The organism is Stenotrophomonas sp. GbtcB23 (genome assembly GCF_019091045.1).
Taxonomy (GTDB): domain Bacteria; phylum Pseudomonadota; class Gammaproteobacteria; order Xanthomonadales; family Xanthomonadaceae; genus Stenotrophomonas; species Stenotrophomonas rhizophila_A.
Genome location: NZ_JAGXKC010000036.1, coordinates 1 through 21,471, shown reverse-complemented (window position 1 = coordinate 21,471; position 21,471 = coordinate 1). Strand labels below are relative to the sequence as shown.

General features: G+C 68.1%; 16 protein-coding genes. 2 read left to right on the top strand and 14 right to left on the bottom strand.

From position 1 onward, the window contains the following. Positions 1 to 32: 32 nt before the first annotated feature. From KVS69_RS14300 to KVS69_RS14270, 7 genes are all read right to left on the bottom strand, one after another. Positions 33 to 566: a GNAT family protein gene (locus KVS69_RS14300; protein WP_217538652.1), complete on the bottom strand. Its 534-nt coding sequence runs from the start codon at positions 564 to 566 to the stop codon at positions 33 to 35. Next, positions 559 to 3,684, bottom strand: coding sequence for an efflux RND transporter permease subunit (locus tag KVS69_RS14295; RefSeq protein WP_217538651.1), 3,126 nt, complete (start codon positions 3,682 to 3,684; stop codon positions 559 to 561). Before KVS69_RS14295 ends, KVS69_RS14300 begins: the two co-directional genes overlap by 8 nt. Further along, a complete protein-coding gene (locus KVS69_RS14290) occupies positions 3,681 to 4,748 on the bottom strand; it encodes an efflux RND transporter periplasmic adaptor subunit (RefSeq protein ID WP_217538650.1) in 1,068 nt (355 codons plus the stop codon). The genes KVS69_RS14295 and KVS69_RS14290 overlap by 4 nt, the downstream gene beginning before the upstream one ends. A gap of 151 nt (positions 4,749 to 4,899) precedes the next feature. Next, positions 4,900 to 5,043, bottom strand: a complete 144-nt coding sequence (locus KVS69_RS14285; RefSeq protein ID WP_217538649.1) for a hypothetical protein — start codon at positions 5,041 to 5,043, stop codon at positions 4,900 to 4,902. A 115-nt stretch (positions 5,044 to 5,158) separates the two neighbouring features. Next, a complete protein-coding gene (locus tag KVS69_RS14280; protein ID WP_217538648.1) occupies positions 5,159 to 7,219 on the bottom strand; it encodes a TonB-dependent copper receptor in 2,061 nt (686 codons plus the stop codon). 73 nt (positions 7,220 to 7,292) lie between these two features. After that, complete coding sequence (locus KVS69_RS14275; RefSeq protein ID WP_095363668.1) at positions 7,293 to 7,697, bottom strand: DUF2946 domain-containing protein; 405 nt, start codon at positions 7,695 to 7,697, stop codon at positions 7,293 to 7,295. A 324-nt stretch (positions 7,698 to 8,021) separates the two neighbouring features. Further along, positions 8,022 to 9,005, bottom strand: coding sequence for a LysR family transcriptional regulator (locus tag KVS69_RS14270; protein WP_068853844.1), 984 nt, complete (start codon positions 9,003 to 9,005; stop codon positions 8,022 to 8,024). A gap of 169 nt (positions 9,006 to 9,174) precedes the next feature. On the opposite strand from KVS69_RS14270, the gene cysK reads away from it, so the two are divergent. Next, complete coding sequence (cysK, locus tag KVS69_RS14265; protein ID WP_217538647.1) at positions 9,175 to 10,134, top strand: cysteine synthase A; 960 nt, start codon at positions 9,175 to 9,177, stop codon at positions 10,132 to 10,134. Positions 10,135 to 10,364: 230 nt separating this feature from the next. Then, positions 10,365 to 10,961 (top strand): O-acetyl-ADP-ribose deacetylase, encoded by a 597-nt coding sequence (locus KVS69_RS14260; protein ID WP_068853846.1) that lies wholly within the window; start codon positions 10,365 to 10,367, stop codon positions 10,959 to 10,961. Here KVS69_RS14260 and KVS69_RS14255 read toward each other — a convergent pair. The 7 genes from KVS69_RS14255 to KVS69_RS14225 all read right to left on the bottom strand — a co-directional run bounded on the left by KVS69_RS14255 (position 10,855) and on the right by KVS69_RS14225 (position 21,162). After that, complete coding sequence (locus tag KVS69_RS14255) at positions 10,855 to 12,273, bottom strand: M1 family metallopeptidase (protein WP_217538645.1); 1,419 nt, start codon at positions 12,271 to 12,273, stop codon at positions 10,855 to 10,857. The genes KVS69_RS14260 and KVS69_RS14255 overlap by 107 nt on opposite strands. Positions 12,274 to 12,360: 87 nt before the next feature. Continuing rightward, positions 12,361 to 13,365 carry a class I fructose-bisphosphate aldolase gene (locus KVS69_RS14250; protein ID WP_217538643.1) on the bottom strand — a complete coding sequence of 335 codons (1,005 nt, stop codon included), beginning with the start codon at positions 13,363 to 13,365 and terminating at the stop codon, positions 12,361 to 12,363. 140 nt (positions 13,366 to 13,505) lie between these two features. Next, positions 13,506 to 14,972 (bottom strand): pyruvate kinase, encoded by a 1,467-nt coding sequence (gene pyk, locus KVS69_RS14245; protein ID WP_217538641.1) that lies wholly within the window; start codon positions 14,970 to 14,972, stop codon positions 13,506 to 13,508. A gap of 180 nt (positions 14,973 to 15,152) precedes the next feature. After that, complete coding sequence (locus tag KVS69_RS14240; protein WP_254622197.1) at positions 15,153 to 15,839, bottom strand: HAD hydrolase-like protein; 687 nt, start codon at positions 15,837 to 15,839, stop codon at positions 15,153 to 15,155. Continuing rightward, positions 15,839 to 17,014, bottom strand: a complete 1,176-nt coding sequence (locus KVS69_RS14235) for a phosphoglycerate kinase (protein WP_217538640.1) — start codon at positions 17,012 to 17,014, stop codon at positions 15,839 to 15,841. The genes KVS69_RS14240 and KVS69_RS14235 overlap by 1 nt, the downstream gene beginning before the upstream one ends. Before the next feature lie 132 nt (positions 17,015 to 17,146). After that, the gene (locus KVS69_RS14230; RefSeq protein WP_345776812.1) at positions 17,147 to 18,508 is read right to left on the bottom strand and encodes a DUF3999 domain-containing protein; all 1,362 of its coding nucleotides are present in this window, start codon (positions 18,506 to 18,508) and stop codon (positions 17,147 to 17,149) included. Then, a complete protein-coding gene (locus tag KVS69_RS14225; protein WP_217538639.1) occupies positions 18,505 to 21,162 on the bottom strand; it encodes a DUF2339 domain-containing protein in 2,658 nt (885 codons plus the stop codon). Before KVS69_RS14225 ends, KVS69_RS14230 begins: the two co-directional genes overlap by 4 nt. Positions 21,163 to 21,471: the final 309 nt, after the last annotated feature.

The window sequence follows — 21,471 nt, the reverse complement described above, 5'->3', positions numbered from 1 at the left end:
CCATCATCGAGCGCCAGCCCGATAGGGCCGATTTACGGGGTGCGGACCCTGGCAAACCGCCGCAGGTCGTGCAGCTGGCCGCGCTTGAACACGGCGCAGCGGGCCGTTCCTTCTTCCTGGAACCCGTTGCCGAGCAGCACGCGGGCCGATCCTTCGTTGAAATCCAGCACTTCGGCCTGCAGCCTGAACAGGCGCAGCTCGTCCATCACCCAGGGGGCGAACAGGCCTACCACGCGGGTCATCCAGCCCTGCCCCCAGTATGCGCGACCCAGCCAGTAGCCCAGTTCGGCGGTGTGCCCACGTTCGGCGACGCCCGGTTGGGCGCCGATGCTGCCGCAGGCGGCGCCGTCGATCTCGATGGCCAGGTTGAGCGTCTCCGGGGCCAGGATCCGGCCGCCGAGGAAGGCCTCGCCGTCTTCCCGGGTGTACGGGTACGGGAAGCGGTCGCGCAGCCCGCGCGAGACCGCCTCGTCGTTGGCATGCCGCAGCAGCGCCTCCAGATCGTCGCTGCGCCAAGGGCGCAGCACGAATCCGGGGCCTTCCAGCCGCAGCGGCCGGTCAAGCATGGCCACCGACCGACGGGGTGTCGGCTTCCTGCTTTTCCAGCTCGCGGGCCACGGCTTCCGGCGAGCGCGTGTACGGGGCCAGCAGCGAATAGAACGCCGGGACCACGAACAGCGACAGGAAGGTGGAGACGGTGACGCCGAAGATCACCACGATGCCGATGGTGCCGCGGCTGGCCGAACCGGGGCCGCCGGCGACGACCAGCGGGATCGCACCGACCACGGTGGCGATGGAGGTCATCAGGATCGGACGCAGGCGCACCATCGCCGATTCGACGATGGCGCGGTGCACGTCGCGGCCCTCGTCGCGCAGCTGGTTGGCGAATTCGACGATCAGGATGCCGTTCTTCGCCGCGAGGCCCACCAGCATCACGATGCCGATCTGGCTGAACAGGTTGATGGTGCCCCCGCTCACGTACAGGCCCAGCAGGGCGCCGAGCACGCCCAGTGGCACGGTGAGCATGATCACCAGCGGGTGGATGAAGCTTTCGAACTGCGCGGCCAGCACCAGGTACACCACCAGCAGCGCCATCGCGAAGGTGAGCAGCACCGCGCTGCCGGCGTTCTGGTATTCGCGCGATTCGCCCTTCCAGTCGATCTGCGCGTGCTGCGGCAGTTCTTCGCGTGCGGTCTGCTGGGCCCAGGCGATGGCCTCGCCGAGCGGGTAGCCCGGGGCCAGGCCGGCGGTGATGGTGATCGCGCGCAGGCGGTTGAAGCGGTTGAGGTTGCCTGCTTCGGCCACTTCGCTGAGCGTGACCAGGTTGGACAGCGGCACCAGTTCGCCATTGGTGGCGCGCACGCGGATGGCGGCCAGGTCGTCGGGCGACGCGCGGCCTTCGCGGCCGGCCTGGACCAGCACGTCGTACTCTTCGCCGTTGTCGACGAAGGTGGTGACGCGGCGCGAGCCCATCATGGTTTCCAGCGCCGAACCAATCGCGGTGACCGAGACGCCCAGGTCGGCCGCGCGCTGGCGGTCGATGTTCACGCGCATCTGCGGGCGGGTTTCCTTGTAATCCGAATCCGGGCCGACCAGGCCGGGGTTGTCGGCCATGCGCTCGAGCATGCGGTCGCGCCACTGCGCGATTTCAGCGTATTCGGGGCCCCCAAGCACGATCTGGAACGGCTGGCCCTGGCTGCGGACCAGGCCGCCGCCGACCTGGGTGCGCACGCGCACGCCGCGGATGCCGTCGAGGTCCTTCTGCAGTTCGGCGGCCACGTCGGGGGTGGCGGTGGAACGTTCGCGCCACGGCTGCAGGAAGACGCTGATGCGGCCGGTGTGCATTTCCTCGCTGGCCCCGAAGCCGCCGGGCACGCGCGGGTTGGCGCGCACGATGGGCATGTCCGCGCCGACGTACCCGGCCACGACCTTTTCCACTTCCTGCACCTGGCCCACGGTGTAGTCGTAGCCGGCGCCCTCGGGGCCGTCGATCATGATCTGGAACGAACCGCGGTCTTCGGCCGGGGCGAGTTCGGACGGCAGCACCTTCAACAGCAGTGCGCTGGCGGCGAGCGACAGCAGCATCACCACGACGTAGATCCAGATCTTGCCGACGTGGGCGTCGAGCACGCGCCCGTAGGATGCCGAGACGCGGTCGAGGTTGCGGTTGATGAAACCGTGCAGGCCCTTGGGCGGCTGGCCGGTGTGCGGCTTGAGCAGCTTGGAGGCCATCATCGGGGTCAGGGTCAGCGACACGAACGCCGACAGCGCCACGGCTGCGGCCAGGGCCACGGCCAGTTCGCGGAACAGGCGGCCGGTGTTGCCTTCGAGGAAACCGACCGGCAGGAACACGGCAACCAGCACGGCCGTGGTGGCGATGACCGCGAAGGCCACCTGCGCGGTACCACGCTTGGACGCCACCAGCGGCGGCTCGCCCAGGTCGATGCGTCGCTGTACGTTTTCGACCACGACGATGGCATCGTCCACCACCAGGCCGATACACAGCACCAGTGCGAGCAGGGTCAGCAGGTTGATCGAGAAGCCGAACGCATACAGGGCGATGAAGGCGGCCACCAGGCACACCGGCACGGTCACCGCAGGAATCAGCGCGGCGCGGAAACTGCCGAGGAACAGCCAGATCACCGCCAGCACCAGCAGCATGGCTTCGACCAGCGTGGCGTACACGCGGTCGACGGCGGCTTCGATGAAGGTAGTGTTGTCGAAGGCCACGAAGATGTGGGTGCCTTCGGGCAGGGTCTGGCCGACGCGCTCGGCTTCGGCGCGGGCGGTGCGGGCGACGTCCAGCGAGTTGGCGGTGGAGGTCTTGACGATGCCCAGGCCGATGCCGGGCTCGCCGTTGCTGCGGTAGTAGGCGCGGCGTTCGGACGAGGCCAGTTCGATCTTTGCGACGTCGCCCATGCGCACCACGTAGCCATCAGCGCCCTTGCCGAGCGGGATGGTGGCGAAGTCTTCCGGCTTTACGTAGTTGCGCTCCACCCGCAGGGTGAAGTCGCGGTCGGCCGATTCGATGCGGCCGGCGGGCAGTTCGACGTTTTCGTTGCGCAACGCGGTTTCCACGTCGCCCACGGTCAGGCCGCGCGCGGCGAGCTGGTCGCGGTCGAGCCAGATGCGCATGGCATAGCGCTGGCGGCCGCCGATGCGGACCTGGGCCACGCCATCCAGGCTGGAGAAGCGGTCGACCACGTAGCGGTCGGCGTAATCGCTCAGCTCCAGCGTGTTCATGCTGGAAGAGGTCATGTTGAACCAGATGATCGGGTCGGCGTCGCTCTCGACCTTGGCGATTTCCGGCGGGCGCGCCTCTTCGGGCATGCGGTCGGCGACGCGGCTGACGGCGTCGCGCACGTCGTTGGCGGCCGCTTCGATATCGCGGTTGGAGGTGAATTCGATGCTGACCTGGGCGCGGCCGTTGGAGCTGCGCGCGTTGATGGTGTCGATGCCTTCGATGCCGGCCAGGGCGTCTTCCAGCACCTGGGTGATGCGGCTTTCGATGACGGCCGCCGAGGCACCGGTGTAATCGACGGAGACCGAGACGATCGGCGGGTCGATCGCGGGCAGCTCGCGCAGGGTCAGGCGGGTGAACGACATGATGCCCAGCACGACCAGCAGCAGGCTCATCACCACGGCAAACACCGGCCGCTGGATGGAGATGTTGGAGAGTTTCATCCGGCGCTGCCCACGGGCGCTGCGGCCGGTGCGGCGGTGTCGTTGACCTTCAGGCCGGGACGGAGCTTGCCGGTGCCGTCGACGACGATGCGGTCGCCTGCCTTGAGCCCTTCACGGATTTCAACGACGCCGGAGCGGCGCGCGCCGCTGACCACGTCGACGCGCTCGACCACGTGGTCGGGTTTGACGCGGAACACGAATGAATCGCGGCCGACCTGGACCACGGCGATTTCGGGAATGACCAACGCCTGGCGTTCGGGACGGAACATGCGCACGTCGAGCAGCATGCCCGGGCGCAGGGCGTGGTCGGCGTTGATGAAGTCGGCGCGCACGGTGACGGCGCGGGTGCCGGGATCGACGCGGGTATCGATGGTGGCCACGTCGCCTTCGAAGGTGCGGCCGGGGTAGGCCACGCTGGTGGCGCTGACCTTGTCGCCCTTGGCCAGCGAGGCCAGTTCGGCTTCGGGCACCTGGAAATCGACGTGCATGCGTTCGATGTCGTCGAGGGTGGCGATGACGGTGGTGGGGGTGACCAGCGACCCTTCGCTGACCTGGCGGATGCCGAGCACGCCGGCAAACGGTGCACGCACGCGGCGGTCGCCGATGTCGGACTGCATTTCGCGCACGCGGGCTTCGGCGGCATCGCGGATGGCGCGCTGGGTGTCGAGGGTGGCACTGGCGACGAGCTGCTGGGCAGCCAGTTCACGCTGGCGCTTGTACAACTGGTCGGCTTCGGCAAAGGTGGCCTGGGCCTGCAGCAGGGCGGCTTCCTGGGCCTGGCCGCGCAGGGTCACCAGGGGGGTGCCGGCGGACACCTGCTGGCCGCTGTCGAAGTGCACGGTGTCGATGATTTCGCTGACCTTGGCGGTGATGGTCACCGATTCGCGGGCCTTGGCGGTGCCCAGTGCCTGCAGGGTGTCGCTCCAGGCGGAGGTCTGCACGACCTGGGTGGTCACCGGCACGACTTCGGCCTGCCGGCGGGCGGCTTGGTCCTTGCTGCCACACCCGGCCAGGATGGCCAGGCCGAGGCCGGCAATGATGCGTGCGGTGATGCGTCCCGACATGAAGTACAGCCCTTGATGTTCCACGACCGGCAAGTGTAGCCACCGCCTGCGTCAGGCATATGTGCCAAGCGTTTACCGGCACCTTCACATCGCCCGGTGACACGCGCAACCCCTTTCGTGCTGGGGCCTTCGGGGCATGTAACGGCATGTGTCAGCGCATGTCGGATTGCGTCGCGCCCGGAGCCTGGATGATCGCGAAGAGCCGGCGTTTCAATTCATCCGCGCCGAGGCGGGCGGGTACCCCCATCCGGGACACGCCGTGAACCCATCCATGGGGCTTGGCAAAAACATCCATGTTTTTGACAGTCCCGGATGGGGGTACCCGCCCACCTCCCGACGGTTTCATGCATGCGGCCGTTGAAGTGCACACCATCGTGCGGAAGCGCCGACCAACGCGCTTGATCGTTGCCTCAGTACCGGTAGTTCACCTTCATCCAGACCGTGCGGCCGGGTTCGTTGATGCGCACCGGATCGGCGGGGAAGCCGAAATCGGCGCTGCCGGCGAGGTTGAGGTGCTCGCTGTAGGCGCGATCGAACAGGTTGTCCACGCCTGCGCTGAGCTGCAGGGCGTCGCTGATCCGGTAGCCGGCGTTGAGCGCGAGCGTGGCGAAGCCTGCGCTTGGGCCAAGGTCACGCGCGACCACGTTGCCCTGCCCCGGCGCGACGCGGTGCTGGCGGGTCACTGCGCGAGCCAGTGCACCTGCATTCCAGCGCGCGCCTTCCCAGCCTGCGCTCAGGCGTGCTTCCAGCGGCGGCATCTGCGGAAGTGCGCCGCCATCGGTGCGGTTTTCGCCCCATGCGTACGCCAGCGTGCCGCCGAGTTTCCAGCCCTGCCCGAGCGCGACCTCGGCGCCCGCTTCGGCACCGGCAATCCGCGCATTGATGTTGGTGGCCTGGGTGGTGCTGCCCATCATGCCGCCGTCGCGGTAGGTGAACAGGATGTAGTCCTGGAGGCGCCCGGCATACGCCGAGACCCATGCGTTGACCCGCTCATCCCGGTACTGCAGGCCGATGTCGAGCTGGGTGGTTTTCTCCGGCTGCACCGCGCTGAAAGCGTTGATGCTGCCGGCCGGCCCCATGTCAGGCGAGAACAGCTCCCAGTAATCGGGCATGCGTTCGCTGTGGCCGATACCGGCGCAGGTGGTCAGCGCGCTGCTGATGTCCCGCTCGAAACGCAGGAAACCACTGCCCAGGTCTTGGCGGCGGCGCTGCCCGGCGGTCGGGTTCGGCATCGCCATCATGCCGGTGGTGGCTCGCTCGTCGGTGACCTCGGCGCGGTCGATGCGCAGTCCGCTCACCCATCGTTGCGCGGTGCCTTCGCCCAGCGTGATTTCGGTGAAAACCCCTTGGTTCTTCTGGCGTGCATCGGTCGACCACGGCGTGAGCTTGTAGGTGTTGCGACCCATGCCGTTGCGGCTGCGGTGGCGGCTGTCGAGCGCGTCCACGCCGGCCACGATGGCGATGTCCTGCCAGCGCCATTCGGAGGCGATGCGCCCGCCGGTGGTGCGGCGATCGACATTCGAGGCCATGGGCATCGGCATGCTGCTGGCCGGGTTCGGCTCGCGCAGGGTGTAGTTGTCCATGACGTGGTCGGCGTCGTTGTAGTAGACGTTGGCCTGCAGTTTGTCCCACGCGCCGGGCAGGTTGTCGCGTTCGAAGCGCGCGGCGTAGCTGGTGCGCTTGAACGCGGCGCCATCCATGCCACGCCCGGCGTAGCGCGCGATGGCATCGCCGGTGCCGGCGGAGAGCTCCAGCATGGTGTCGGCATCCGGGGTCCAGCCCACGGCGACATCGCTGTTCCACTTGCGCCACTTGGACGGCACCACCTCGCCATTGCCGTCCTTGTAGTCATCGGCTTCGGAACGATTGCCGTTGACGCGCACGTAGCCCTGCGAGGCACCGGCGGTGAGGTCCAGCACCTGGTCGTTGCGGTTGCGCGAGCCGACCAGCGCGCTGGCGTCCAGGTCGATGCCCGGGGCGTCGAAACGCGGGATATCGCGTTCGAACCGCACCGTGCCCGCTGAAGCGCCGGCACCCCAGCGCACGCTCTGCGGGCCTTTGATGATGGTCAGCCGGTCGAAGGTTTCCGGGGCGATGTAGGACAGCGGGTTGTCCATGCGCGAGGGGCAGGCACCGATCAGGTTGCCTTCGTTGCTGACGATGTTCAGGCGCGAACCGAACATGCCGCGCAGCACCGGGTCGCCATTGGTGCCGCCGTTGCGGATGGCGGTGAAGCCGGGCACGGTCTTGAGGTAATCGGCACCGTCGCTTGCCGGCACCGGCTGGCGCGGCAGGCGCGGGTCGGTGACCCAGTGCAGCGGCGACGAGGGCGCACTGGCGGTGACCACCAGGGTGTCGAGGGTGCGCGCGTCGTCGCGCTCGGCGGCCTGCAGCGGCAGCGCGGCCAGGGCAAGCGACAGGGAAACAGACAGGCGCGTCAGTGCGCCCGCGCTGCGGGAGGAAAGCTTCATGCTGGAACTCCGGAAAACGCACAGGCGCGCGGCGCCATCACGGCGTCGCGCAGCAGGAAATGAAGGGGCGGTTTCAGGCGTGAAGCGGGGGACCACGCGCGGCGTGGGCAGGCCAGCGCAGGCTGCGCGGCGCGGCGACGGTGCGCAGCACCGGTGGCGCGATGACTGGCAGCGCCGGCAGCAGGACGATCAGCACTGCCAGCCACGGCATCAGGCGCGAGGCCATCATGCAGTATTCGCAGGCCTCGCCATGGCCGGCATGCGGGTCGATGGGGGCAGCGGGTTCAGTGTCGGCCACTGCGGCGGCATGCCCTGACATGTCGTGCATGGACATGTGGTGCATCGCCATGTCATGCGCCGGCATCGCCTGCAGGTTCATTTCATGCGGCGGCATCACGTGCGCCATGCCACCGGGCATCAGCATCACCGACGGGCCCTGCGCCTGCTGCCAGCGGCTGACCAGTGGCGCCAACGCCATCAGCAGCGTCGCCACGAAGGCGAGCTGCAACAGGGCGGCAAACGGGCGGCGACGGCGGTTCACCCCCCCATGGTAGCGCCCTCGGTCCGTGTGGGCCCCGGCCTTCCGTGCGACCAACCGTCGCAGAGGGCCGGCCAACGGCCGGCGCTACCGAGGGTTTGCGGCGCCGTTGGTTGATTGATCCCGATCCTTTTGGGCCCGTATGAATTCGTAGCCCCGGCCGTTGGCCGGACACCGCGCGCAGCGCGGCCCAAGTACCCGGAGCCGACACAACGGCGACGCGCACCTTCCCACCGGCGTTTAACCCAACCGAAACCGAAGCCCCTAGACCGTAATGGTCTGCGTCAACGATTCCCACGTCGGCGGCAACGGCCAGTCAGCCTCCTGGTTGCCGTCGATGACCCGGCGCAGGTCACGGGTGTCGATCTGCGGGGCCAGCACGTGCACCAGTTCCAGCGCGTAGTCGCGCAGCACGCGGTCGCGCGGCAGCACCGCCCAGGCGATGCATTCGTCGATCGGCGCCGGCGCCGGCCACGAGCGCAGGTCTTCATCGCCGGCATTGACCGCCATTTCGGCCAGCAGGCCCACGCCCAGACCGGTGCGCACGTAGGTCTTGATCAGGTCCGCATCCAGCGCGGTCAGCGCGATGTCCGGGGTCAGCCCGGAGGCAGCGAAGGCGCGCTGCAGCGAGGAGCTGCCTCGGGTGGAGGATTCGTAGCTGATCAGCGGCTGGGTCGACAGCGCCTGCAGGTCCGGGGCGGCACCGGGGCGGTCGAGCGGATGGCCGCGCGGTACCAGCACCAGCCGGCGCCAGCGGTACAGCGGAATGGCGATGCCGGCGGTGGGTTCGGCACCGGCGGTGCTGATGATGGCGATATCCGCATCGCCCTGGCTGAGCAGATCCAGCGCATCGCTTTCGGCGGCCTGCTGCAGGTGCACGCTGACCTGCGGGTAGGCCTGCTTGATGCGCGCCACCGCCGGCGGCAGCACGAACCTTGCCTGGGTGTGGGTGGTGGTCAGGATCAGCTGGCCCTGGCTCTCGCGGCGCTGGTTGGCGGCGTAGGTGCGGATGTTGTTGGCTTCGGACAGCACTGCGCGGGCGCGGCCGATCACTTCCACGCCGGCGGGGGTCACCGCTTCCAGGCTGCGGCCCTTGCGCACGAACAGCAGGAAGCCCAGTTCATCTTCGAGCTGTTTGAGCTGCTTGGACAGCCCGGGCTGGGTGGCATGCACCCGGGAGGCCGCCAGCGTGATGTTGAGCTCGGCGTCGGCAATGGCGACCAGGTAACGGAGTTGGGTCAGCGTCATGGGCGTGCGCGCAGCAGGAAGGAAGGGGGTCAAGCCGACTGTAAGGCAGTTGCCGTCACCAGCTTATAACCAAATGTTGTTTATGAAGGTAATCAGGTCATTTCGCGCGCTCATATGCCGGCGCTACGGTCTGGCGGAACCCGTCATCCCTCTTCCGTGGAGCATTCCCATGGCCCTGTACAACTCGATCCTGGACACCATCGGCAATACCCCGGTGGTGCGCCTGAACCGCATTGCCCCCGACCACGTCACCCTGTACGCGAAGGTGGAGTCGTTCAATCCCGGCGGGTCGGTGAAAGACCGCCTGGCGCTTGCGATCATCCTGGACGCCGAAGCCCGCGGGGTGCTCAAGCCTGGCGACACCATCGTGGAGGCCACCTCCGGCAACACCGGCGTGGCGCTGGCCATGGTGGCCGCCGCGCGCGGCTACAAGTTCGTGGCCACGATGGTGGAGACCTTCTCGATCGAGCGCCGCAAGCTGATGCGCGCCTACGGCGCCAAGGTGATCCTGACCCCGGCCGCCGAGCGCGGCTCGGGCATGGTCAAGCGCGCCCGCGAGCTGGCCGAGGAACATGGCTGGTTCCTGGCCAGCCAGTTCACCAACCCGGCCAACCCGGCCTACCACCGCAACACCACGGCAGCCGAGATCCTGCGTGACTTCGCCGGCACGCGGCTGGATTACTTCGTGACCGGCTGGGGTACCGGCGGCACCCTCACGGGGGTGGGCGAGGTGCTGAAGGTGGCCCGCCCGGAAACGCGCATCATCGCCACCGAACCGGAAGGCGCGGCGCTGCTGGGCGGCGCAGAGTGGAAGCCGCACAAGATCCAGGGCTGGACCCCGGATTTCGTGCCGGACGTGCTCAACCGCGAGGTCTACGACGAACTGCTGAGCATCGACGACGCCCGCGCCATTGAAACGTCGCGCCGGCTGGCGGCCGAGGAAGGCATCTTCGTCGGCATCTCGGCCGGTGCCACGGTGGCCAGCGCGCTGGATGTGGCGGCCAAGGCGGCGCCCGGCAGCGTGCTGCTGGCGATGCTGCCCGATACCGGCGAGCGCTACTTCTCCACGCCGCTGTTTGCCGACATCAACGAAGGCTCCGACGACGAGTGGCTGGCCGGCACCCCCTGAACCGGCTGCCTTGGCTGAACGTGACGCCCACCGCTGCGGTGGGCGTTTTCGTTTCCAACGCGACCTTCATCTGCCGTGAAGCCAGCCCGCCGCAAGGTAGCGGTGTTGGGCGGTGCCCGCCGGGTCGCACTGCCTGAGACGACGATGACGCAGCCTAGATGCCCTGGCCGCTAGCGTGTGAGGCGGCAGTCATCCCGTTGTATGGACCCGGTATAGAAGGAGCGGCACGCATGAAGATCGAAGTGTGGCAGGGCGACATCACGACCCTGGCGGTGGATGCGATCGTCAATGCGGCCAACGAGTCCCTGCTTGGCGGGGGTGGCGTGGATGGGGCGATCCATCGCGCGGCCGGCCCGCAGCTGCTGGCCGAGTGTGCGGCGTTGCCGGAGATCCGCCCGGGCATGCGCTGCCCGACGGGTGAAGTGCGCGCCACGGCCGGCTACAACCTGCCGGCAAAGCACGTGCTGCACACGGTGGGCCCGGTGTGGCAGGACGGCCTGCGCGATGAGCCGGCGCTGCTGGCCAACTGCTACTGGAAATCGCTGCAGCTGGCCGAGAAACTGGGCCTGACGTCGATCGCGTTCCCGGCGATCAGTTGCGGCGTGTTCGGCTACCCGCTGCACCAGGCCGCGCATATCGCGGCCACCGAGACATTGACGTGGCAGCGTTCGCACCGCGAACCGCAGCGGATCATCCTGGTGGCCTATAACGCCGCGACCTTCAAGGTGTACCAGCAGGCGCTTGCGGCGCTGGGGCAACCGGTGGAGGTGGCGGGGCCGTTGCCGCCGCTGGCTGCTGGGATGGAGCTTCCAGCTGCAGCACCGTAGGCCGGACGGGCGTTGGCGCATATACCCATTCGTTGAAGAACGGCTGCAGTGAACGCCCTGCTGCGTGTTCCATCGCCTGCTGGAAATCCGCGGTCTCCACGCTCTTTCCATCATGTGCGCGGGTGTACTCGCGGATGCCACGCCAGAACGCTTCTTCACCCAACGCCTCGCGCAGCAGGTGCAGTACGTAAGCCCCCTTCTGGTACACCACGGCGCGGTCATCACCGGTAGGCGCCTTCCAGCTCCCATACACCAGCGCGTGGTCGGCGCCTTTGGCACGCAGCGCCTCCACCCGCGTGCGCCAGCGCTGCACCTGCGCCTGGTACGCCGCTTCGCCCTGCGCCTGCTGCAGGTAGGCGGCGGTCATGAAATTGGCGAAACCTTCGTTGAGCCAGAAGTGCTCCCAGCCGATGCACGTCACCCGGTTGCCCCACCACTGGTGGGCGGCTTCGTGGGCGATCAGGGCGACGTGGTCCGGGTCGTCCAGCACTTCCTGCCCGTACGCCTCCGACATCAGCGACAGCCCGGCCATTTCCTGGCCGATGGTGTCGGCCACCAGCGCCTGTTCGTAGTCGCCGCGATAAGGCAGGCCTGCACGCGCGGCAAAGAAATCGAGCATGTCACCGGTGCGCGCGAAGATCGCCTGCAGCTGCCCGGGCGAGCGTTCGGCGGACAGGAAGCGCAGCGCGGTGTCGCCGTGTCGTGCGCGGACCTGCTGGTAACGGCCTGCGGCAAACCCATACACGTAGCCGGGCATCGGCGTATCCAGCCGCCAGCGGTGTTCGATGCGGCCGTCGGCGAGCGTACGTGCGGGCAGCGTGCGACCGCTGCCGGTGGCAAGCAGATCGTTGGGCAACGTCACCGACAGCGACAGCGTGGCGCGCTCATCGGGTGCATCCACCGAGGGCATCCACTGGCTGGTGGAGAAGATGGTGTAGACCTCGCTGCGCCCGGGGGCGAATTCGAGGCCGTACGCCGGCGTGCCGCTGTAGGTGATCTGCAGTGCTGCCTGTTCGTCGCGTTTGAGCGGTGCGTCAAAGAAGATGGTGACGGTTGCCTGCTGCTGTTGGAAGCGCAGCGGCCGCCCGTTCATGCCGACCGAGTTGATCTTGAGCTCGCCGCTGTCGAGCTGGATTTCGGACAGCCCGGGGCGTTCCGAGCGCAGCTGCACGGTCTGCTGGCCGGTCACCTGCCTGCGCGCGATGTCCGGCACAAGGGCGAGGTCGTAATGCAGTACATCAAAGTCCCGCGCCGCGGCATTGGCTGCGGTGGCGGGGAACAACAGGAACAGCCAGGTCCATCCTGCTCGCATGAAAACTCCTTGTAGAGCCGTTGGGGTGCCGATAAAAAAACGCCGGCATGGCGCCGGCGTTTTTTCCATTTCATGCGGTCGGCGGGATCAGCCGTTCCACTTGCCCAGTGCAGCCTGGCCGTTTTCCTTGGCGCGGTCGTACACGGTCTGCTGTGCCTTGGCGACGTTGGCCTTGGTGTCCTTGGCCCACAGCTTCAGCGCGGCCTGCTGCATGGCGCGGCCGTAGGAGAAGCTCAGCGGCCACGGCAGGTTGCCCATCTGGTTCATGGCGTTGAGGTGCGCGGTGGACTGCTCATCACCCTGGCCGCCGGACAGGAACACCACGCCCGGCAGGATCGCCGGCACGGTGCTCTTGAGGCACATGACGGTCGACTCAGCCACTTCCTCGACGTCGGCCTGCTCTTCGCAGCCCTTGCCGGAGATGACCATCGAGGCCTTCAGGATGGTGCCTTCCAGCAGCACGTTCTGCTGGTACAGCGCGTCGAACAGCGAACGCAGGGTGGCTTCGGTGACTTCGTAGCAGGTTTCGATGTCGTGGTCGCCGTCCATGATCACTTCCGGCTCCACCATCGGCACCAGGCCGCATTCCTGGCACAGCGCGGCGTAACGGGCCAGCGCATGGGCGTTGGACTCGATGCAGGTACCCGACGGAATGCTTTCGCCGATGTTGATCACCGCACGCCACTTGGCGAAACGCGCACCCAGCTTGTAGTACTCCTGCAGGCGCTCACGCAGGCCGTCGAGGCCTTCGGTGACCATCTCGCCCGGGCAACCGGCCAGCGGATGGGCGCCCTTGTCGACCTTGATGCCCGGGATCATGCCGTTGTCGGCCATGTACTTGGCGAACGGCACGCCGTCCTTGGTGGACTGGCGGATGGTTTCGTCGTACAGGATCGCGCCGGAAATATGCTCGTTGAGCTTCGGCGTGGTCAGCAGCAGCTCGCGGTAGGCACGACGGTTCTCTTCGGTGTTCTCGATGCCCACGCTGGCGAAGCGCTTGGCGATGGTACCGGTGGATTCGTCGATGGCGATGATGCCCTTGCCCGGGGCGACCATGGCCTGGGCGGTTTCGGCCAGCTGTTCGATGCTCATGTATTTCCTGTGGCGGGTGCGGGAAAAACACGATTATAGCGGTCCCCTCCCGTGAACTGGCCGTTCATGGGGGATGGAAGCGCTTTCAATGTGAACGGGTGGACCGCTGGGTCGGCGTGCGACCCAGCGTCCGGCGTTCCTTACAGGTCGCCCAAGCCACTGGCGCGGCCGTCATCACCTACTTCCAGCAGGCGCAGGGTGTTGGTGGCGCCATGGGTTTCCATGTGCTCGCCGCTGGTGAACACCACGCGGTCGCCGGCCTGCAGCTGGTTGGCTTCCACCAGCAGGCGGATGCTGCCGCGTGCGGCTTCGCGCGGTGTGAAGCCGCGGCTGTCGAAGTTGATCGGGAACACATCGCGCATCAGCGCCATCTGGCGGCGGGCACCGTCGTGGCGGGTCACCGCGAACACCGGGGCCGAGGCGCGGAAGCGCGACAGGTAACGGGCGGTGCCACCGGATTCGGTCATCGCCACGATCGCGCGTACGCCCACGTGCTGGGACAGGAACATGGTGGCCATGGCGATGGCCTGGTCGGCACGTTCCAGGTTGCGCGGCGAGGCGCCGAAATCGGTTTCGGTCTGGAACTGGCGTTCGGCACCCAGGCAGATGCGCGCCATGGCTTCCACGGCTTTCACCGGGTAGGCGCCGGCGGCGGTTTCGGCCGACAGCATCACCGCATCGGTACCGTCGATGACCGAGTTGGCCACGTCCAGCACTTCGGCGCGGGTCGGGATCGGGCTTTCGACCATCGACTGCAGCATCTGGGTGGCGGTGATCACCACCTTGTTCTGGGCCAGCGAGGCCTTGATGATCTTCTTCTGCAGGCCCGGCAGTTCGGCATCGCCGATTTCCACGCCCAGGTCACCGCGCGCCACCATCACCACATCGCTGGCGTCGACGATTTCTTCGAGGTTCTCGATGGCTTCGGTGCGCTCGATCTTGGAGACCAGCGCGGCGTAGCAGCCGTGCGATTCGGCGATGGCGCGGGCATCGTTCATGTCCTGCGCGTTGCGGCAGAAGGACACGGCGATGAAATCCACGCCGATCTTGGCCACGATGCCGATCAGCTCCTTGTCGCGTTCGGTCAGCGCGCCCAGCGAAAGGCCACCTCCCTGCTTGTTCAGGCCCTTGCGGTCGGACAGCACGCCATCGTTGAGCACGGTGTTGACGATGCGCTCGCCCTGCACTTCAACCACCTGCAGCTGCATCAGGCCGTCGTCGAGCAGCAGCACGTCACCGGCCACCACGTCCTGCGGCAGGCCCAGGTAGCTCACGCCCACCTGGGTGGTGTCGCCGGCCGGCGCATTGGCCGAGGCGACCAGGTCGAAGCGGTCGCCCGCCTTGAGGTGGATCTTGCCTTCGGTGAAACGCTCGATGCGGATCTTCGGGCCCGGCAGGTCGGCCAGGATGCCCACTTCCACGCCCACGCGCTGTGCGGCGGCGCGCACGTCGGCGGCGCGCTTGGCCTGGCCGGACGGGTCACCGTGGCTGAAGTTGAGGCGGACCACGTTCACGCCGGCGCGGAACAGATCCTCCAGCACGCCCGGCGGGTCGGTTGCCGGTCCGAGGGTGGCAAGGATCTTCGTACGGCGCTGACGCTCAATCATGGTTAAAGGGCTCCCGGGAAAGGATTGAAATTAGCACACCCTTCACGTCCCATGAATACGTTTACAGCATTGTCGCGTCTGGGTTTCGCCGATGTCCTGCAGACAGTCCATCCGGACCGCTCAAGACAGGACCAGACCGGGTCACGACATGCGGCGGCGTACGGAGCGCCGCCGCGATGTTCAATCGATCAACGACAGCAGCGCATCGGGGGTCGCGGCCAGGTGCTCCGCGCCCGCCGCCTGCAGTTCTTCGGCACCGCCAAAGCCCCACAGCACGCCGATGTTGCGCATGCCGTGGTGGCGCGCGCCTTCGATATCCATGCGCCGGTCACCGATCATCCAGCACTGCGCCGCCGGCAGCATCAGCCGCCGCAGCGCTTCGGCCACCAGCTGGGGCTTTTCGCTGCGGCTGCCGTCCGGGGTGGCGCCGATGACATCCTCGAAGCACGCGCCAAACGGCAGGTGCTCGACGATGCGCCGCGCATGCGGCTCGTTCTTGGCGGTGACGATCGCCAGCCGGTGGCCGCGGGCGTGCAGCGCCTGGACGACCTGGCCGATGCCCGGGTAGACCTCGTGCTCACGCCAGCCGACCACGTCGAAGCGTTCGCGGTAATACGTCACCGCCTGCTCCACCTGGGCCGGATCGGCGAACAACGGCGCGAAGCTGGTGCGCAGCGACGGGCCGATCCAGCGCCGCAGTTCTTCCTGCGGCGGCACCGGGCGCCCCATCCGGGTGAGCGCATGCGCTACGCATTGGGTGATGCCCACCGCAGAGTCGATCAGGGTGCCGTCGAGGTCGAAGAACAGCGTGTCCCGGCGTTCATCGAAGTGGCGCCCAGTCGGCGCCACCCCCGATGCCATTGCCATCAGTTGCCCCGGGCTTCGAGCGCGGCCACGGCCGGCAGGGTCTTGCCTTCGAGGAACTCGAGGAAGGCGCCACCGCCGGTGGAGATGTAGCTGACCTGGTCGGCGATGTCGTACTTGTCGACCGCAGCCAGGGTGTCGCCGCCACCGGCGATGGAGAACGCCGGCGAGCTGGCGATGGCCTGGGCCAGCGCCTGGGTGCCGTGGCTGAAGGCGTCGAATTCGAACACGCCGACCGGGCCGTTCCAGACCACGGTGCCGGCCTTGGCGATCAACCCGGCGTAGTGCTGGGCGGTCTGCGGGCCGATATCCAGGATCAGGTCGTCTTCGGCCACGTCAGCCACCGCCTTGACGGTGGCTTCGGCATCCGGGAGGAACTGCTTGGCCACCACCACGTCGGTCGGCAGCGGAATATCGGCGCCACGTGCCTTGGCATCGGCCACGATCTTCTTCGCGGTCTCCAGCAGGTCCGGCTCGTACAGCGACTTGCCCACCGGATAGCCGGCGGCGGCGATGAAGGTGTTGGCGATCCCGCCCCCCACGATCAGCTGGTCGACCTTGCCGACCAGGTTGGCCAGCAGCTCGAGCTTGGTGCTGACCTTGCTGCCGGCCACGATCGCCAGCAGCGGCTGGGCCGGGGCGAGCAGTGCCTTGGCCAATGCGTCCAGCTCGGCCATCAGCAGCGGGCCACCGGCGGCGACCGGGGCGAAGCGGATCACGCCGTGGGTGGAGGCCTGGGCGCGGTGCGCGGTGCCGAAGGCATCCATCACGAACACATCGCACAGCGCGGCGTACTTGCGCGACAGGGCTTCGTCATCCTTGCCCTCGCCCACGTTCATGCGGCAGTTTTCCAGCAGCACGATCGAACCCGGGGCCACGTCCACGCCGTCGACCCAATCGCGCACCAGCGGCACGTTCACGCCCAGCAGCTGCGACAGGCGCAGCGCCACCGGGGCCAGCGACTCGGCTTCGCTCCAGACGCCTTCCTGCGGGCGGCCCAGGTGCGAGGCCACCATCACCGCCGCGCCCTTTTCCAGCGCCAGCTTCAACGTCGGCAGCGATGCAGTGATGCGCTGCTCGGAGGTGATGCGGCCGTTTTCGATCGGCACGTTCAGGTCCTGGCGGATCAGCACGCGCTTGCCGGAAAGGTCGAGGTCGGTCATGCGAACGATGGACATGGGGCAGCAACTCTTTGGCGGAAAAGGAAAGGGCGCCGCGCACGGCGCAGACGCCCATTGTAACGGCCCCTCGGCGCGTAACGACCAACGGTCGCAACGGGAAACCGACAGGTAGGTGACGACCGTTGGTCGTCACTCCCTGGCGCGGCCAGCCTGTCGCAGCAGGCTGGCCGCGAACCCGCCGACGATGAGCACGCCCAGCACCAGCAGGCCCCACAGCAGCCAGCGCTTCCAGTCGCGTACCGGCTGCACGGCCGCGTCGCCGCCGAGCGGCTGCGCGGCGCCCTGCACCGTGGCCAGCGCCGGTTGCCACTGCGCGCCCTGCTGCTCGCGCAGGCGTGCGATGACCGTGCCCACCGGGGCATCGAGACGCGCGGCGCGCACGCTGCCGGCGGCCACGCTGTAGGGCGGCTCGCCCTGGCTCAGGAACACCAGCGCCTCGGGCTGGTAGCCCAGCTTCAAGGTGGGCGCCGGCATCGCCGCCGTGCCCTGCGCGGCGGTGAGCTTCCAGAAGCGGTCCCGCGTGGGCACGGCCAGCGACTGGGTCTGCGACTGCCGGCGCGCGTCGGTGTCCTGCAGCTGGTAGGCCACCCACGGCCCTGCGCGGACCTGCCAGGGCTGGTTGGCATCGTCGCGGCTGAGCAGGGTCCACTGCACCACGCTGTTGTCCGGCGTGGCGATGTCCACCTGCGCGATCGGGAAGCGGCCATCGAGGGTGTATTCGAACTCCCCCGGCTTGCCGGCGGCACCGCTCAGCGCGCGCCACTGCCAAGCGATCGCCTGCGCCGTGGCCACGCGTTCGGCCTGCACCGCCGACAGCGCGGGCAGCGCATCGCCGCCGGTGGGCACGATGCGGAAGTACTTTGCTTCGCGGCCGATCTCGATACGGCGCTGCTGCAGCCGGCGGCCGTCGTGCTGCAGATCCACCAGCGGCACGTCGTCGGCCACGCGCTGCCAGTCGCGCAGGTCGTCGCTGGCATCCACGCGCACGCGTACCTGCAGCGCCTGCGGCGCCTCCCAATCCAGGCGCAGGGCCTGCACGCCGGTGCGCAGCGCGCTGGCGTCGACCAGCCAGCCACCCGGCGATGCGTTGCCCACGCTGCGGCCGAGGCGGGCTTCCACGCGGCGCACGCTGCCATCGGTGTTGCGTTCGGTCAGCAGTTGCAGATCGTCGCCGCCGCTACCGCCCTGCGCCGGCAGCGGGAACCAGGGCAGCGCCTGCCATTCGGCCGCCTGCGCCAGCGGTTGGTCGGCCGAGAACAGCGCCGACGGCAGGGCCTGGCCCCGAGCATTGAACACCTGCACATCGGCCAACTGGGGCGACACCGCGCTGCGGTACTGCGCCTCGCCCAGCATCAGCCGGTAGGCACCGGCCTGCGCGGCAGACAGCTGCAGCGGCCACTGCTCGCGGAAGTCCTGGCGCGCATCGGCCGCCAGCGCGGGCGTGGCCACGGCGAGCGACACGATGGCGATTACACGATGAAGAAGGGTCACGGCTGCGGCTCCACGATGGGGTCCGGCGCCCGCGGCGGCGCCGGCGCCAGATAACCCACGGCCGTGCACAGCAGGCCGTAGGCGATGAAGGAAGAAATACCAAGCAGGTTGCCCAGGTGCTGCCGGTCGATCAGCACCAGCTTGGCCAGCACCACGCCCATCAGCACCGCACCCACCAGCCACAGGGCGCGCTGCCCGCGGCGCGAACCCCACACCCAGCTGATCACGCCGAGCACACTCCACACCACCGTCAAACTGGTCTGTGCCAGCGTGGACGACCACAGCCGCCCGTTCCACGACACCCCGCCCCAATGGTGCACGGCGTGCAGGGTGATGCTGGTCAGCGCAATGAAGCCGGCCAGCGCCAGCAGCGGCACGCGGCGTGCCTGCAGTGCTGCGGGCGCATCGCCGCGCCACAGCCACCGCGCCAGCAACGCCAGCACGGCCAGCTGCGCCAGCTCCAACGGGTTGAACACGGGTACCCACGGCAGCGGCCACGCCGCGCCCGGGGCAAACAGGAAGCCGACCCACGCCAGCCCCAGCACCGCAAACAGCGTGCACTGCAACGCAGGGCGCGCCACGTTGAAGCGCTCGCCCAACGGCACCGTCAACCAGCGCCAGCGCTGCAGCGCGATGAACACCACTGCCAGCCACGGCAGCAGCGTCGCCGCCAGCGCCCAGCCTTGGGCCAGCTCGAAGCGGTCGGCCAGCCACGACGCAGCCAAAGACAGCACTGTCGGCCACAGCAGCCACCAGATGAACTGCGCCGCCACCGCCGCACGGTCCTGGCCACCGCGCAGGCACCACAGGCTGCGCACGCCAAGCACCGCGAACACCGTCCAGGCCAGCGCGCCATATCCGGCGAAGGGCTGGCGGTGGATGTCCACCTGCCACAGCGCCAGCGGGAACGCGCACAGCAGCATCGCCAGCGTGGTCAACACCAGCGCGCGCGCCGGCATGCGCCGGTGCACCTCCGCCGCGATCCATGCGGTGACGGCCACCACGACCAGCAACGCATCCGGGCGGCTGTCGAACGCAACGAAGCGTGTGGTCTCATGGCCGGCGCCACCCAGCCACCACAACAGGCCCCACAGGTAGTACACGATGGCCGGTGCGTCGCGGCCGGCACGGCGGTAGCTGAAGGCCGACGCAAACCCGGCCAGCGCCAGCAGCAACCCGCTCATGAAGGTCGGGTTGGCGATGGCCGTGGCGTCGTTGAACCAGTAATCGGCCCCCACCACGAAGCCGAACGCAGCACCCAGCTGCAGCAGCGCGCCGGCGATCTGCGGCAGCAGGCGCTGCTGGCGCAGGCCCAGCCACACCAGCGCCGCGCCTTCCAGCGCGAACACACTGGCCGTGGCACGTGCCGACAACGCCAACGGCACCGCCAGCGTGGCAAAGCCCACCGCCAGCACCGCATGCGACTGACCCAGCGCCGCATAGCGCGGCCGCCGGATCAGCGCCCACGCCAGGCCCGCGTACAACGCCGCCACCCCCAGCGCGCACAGCGCCAGCAGCAGCCGGTCGTCATGCAGCATGCCCGCCTGCAGCGAGAACGCGATCAGCGGCGTGCCAAACACCAGGCTTCCATCGACCAGATCGCGCTTCTCCGCCGGCTGGCGGCGTGCGTACAGGATCGGAATGAGCAGATAGAACGCAAAGAACAGCAGCAGGAACGGCTCGGTACTGGCGAACTTGTCCGCGTTGTACTGCAGCACCCCCCACGTGGTGCCGATGCCAAACGTAAACGCAAAACCCAGCAGGTTGAGCGCACGCCACGGACGCCACCACGCAATGGCGAGGATGGCCGCATTGAGCACCGCGTAGTACGAGAACAGCGCCACATGGTTGCCGCTGCCGGTGGACAGCCAGATCGGCGCCATGAACCCGGCCAGGATACCCAGCACTGCCAGCGTGCGAGAGTTCTGCACCACCGCCAGCACCCCCATGCCCGCAATCAGCACGATGCTCAGCGCGAATGCGATACCCGGATCGATCAGGTCATAGCGCTTGAACGCCGCGAAGATCGTCAGCAGCAGGATGCCAATCGCACCGCCCTGCAACGCCAGCGCGAACATCCGCCGGCGCTCGCGCTGCACCCAGCCGAACACCAGCCCCGCCAGCGCCCCGGCTGCAATCGCCGCCAGCCGCAGCTCGATCGGCGCATTGAGCCAACCCTGGTCGCTCGCATACTTCAGCAGCGCCGCAACACCCGCCAACAGCACCAGCATGCCGATCTTGACCGGCACGTTGCCCTCGGTGAACCAGCGCTTGATCGTCCCCACGATCCGCTCGCCCAGGTCCGGCCCACGCGGCGGCGGCGGCACGAAGGGTTCGGGTTCGGAGACAGCAGCGGAGGGCAGCGGCGGCGGCGCAACCCGCGCAGCCGCAGCAAACGGCTCGGGCACCGGCTCTGGGTCGGTCAGCGGCACCTCAGGGGCAGGCGCCGGCGCAGCTACCGGGGCCGGCGCATAAGGGCGCTCTTCCCATGCAGCACTCACCGCCGGCTGGGCCGCCGGTTGGGCACTGTCGCTACGTGCCTGCTCCAAGGCAGCCACCCTGCGGCGCAGCCCGGAAATCATCACCAATGCCACGATCAGCAACACCGGCACGGCCAACAGCACCAGTACCGCCAGGACAATCAAAGCTTCCATTCCGCGTCATCCTCAAGGGAACGCCACCGGCAGCCATGACAAGCAAGGCGCCAGCGGCAGCGGAGCCATGCTAACTGAATCGGGGGGAAGACCGCTCAGAGGGGTATACGCCGCTTCCCCGTGGCCACCGACCCACCGTCCAGGGGTCGCCGGGTGCGGGGGTACGGGACTGTCAAAAACATGGATGTTTTTGCCAAGCCCCCATGGATGGGTTGAGGTGGTCTAATCCGGTTGGACACTCGATAGGATCAATCCAAGCATCGAGGTGACCCGTGGCAAGACAGATAACCCAAGGTATGAGAGACGAGG